Source organism: Acinetobacter sp. 809848 (assembly GCF_000581275.1).
Lineage (GTDB): Bacteria > Pseudomonadota > Gammaproteobacteria > Pseudomonadales > Moraxellaceae > Acinetobacter > Acinetobacter pittii.
Genome location: NZ_JEXG01000158.1, coordinates 1 through 917, shown reverse-complemented (window position 1 = coordinate 917; position 917 = coordinate 1). Strand labels below are relative to the sequence as shown.

General features: G+C 43.7%; 1 protein-coding gene. It reads left to right on the top strand.

Translation table 11 applies throughout. The annotated features are described in order from the left end of the window. On the top strand, positions 1-917 hold a 917-nt coding region (locus J536_RS24540), incomplete at both ends, for an amino acid permease (protein ID WP_032064314.1).

Genomic DNA, 917 nt, shown 5'->3' with positions numbered 1-917 from the left:
ATATGGCTTATGATTTGATTGGACCGTGGGCTGGCTACTATATCGGCTGGACCTATTGGTTAGGCTGGGTACTGGTCGGTATTGCTGATTTGTCTGCGGTCATTAACTATTTAAGTTTCTGGCTGCCCGAAGGCGCCAGTTTCTCACCCATGCAACAAGCCATGATTAGTTCAAGCTGTGTACTATTCATTTTAGGGCTTAACCTTCTTACCGTTAAGCTATTTGGTGAAGTTGAATTCTGGTTCGCACTCATTAAGATTTTGGCCATTATTGGCCTGATTGGAGTCGGTGGTTACATGCTCCTCACTCATTTTCAAGCTCCGCATGGTGAGGTTGTGAGTGTAAGTAATGTGTGGTCGCATGGCGGCATATTTCCAAAAGGCGTAAGCGGATTTTTGGCAGGTTTCCAGATTGCCGTTTTTGCCTTTATTGGCGTTGAATTGATTGGTACAACAGCCGCTGAAACGAAAGATCCAGAGAAAAATCTACCGAAGGCGATTAACGCGATTCCTGTACGTATTATTCTATTCTATGTGTTGGCACTCTTTGTGGTGATGTCAGTAACACCTTGGGATCACATTCGTGCAGATAAAAGTCCATTTGTTGAGTTGTTCTTAAATGCGGGTATTCCGGTTTCAGCCATCATCATGAACTTAGTTGTACTTTCTTCGGTGATGTCTTCAATGAACAGCGGCGTGTTTTCAACTAGCCGTATGTTGTTTGGTTTATCAAAAGACGGTCAGGCACCGGGTGCATTTGGTCGTTTATCAAAACGCGCAGTTCCTTCAAATGGTTTGATTTTCTCTTGTACCTTTATCATGGGCGGAGCGGTGCTTCAGTACTTTGTTCCAAACACGATGGAAGCATTTACTTTGGCAAGTTCACTCTGCGTAATCCTGTTTATTAGTGTATGGCTT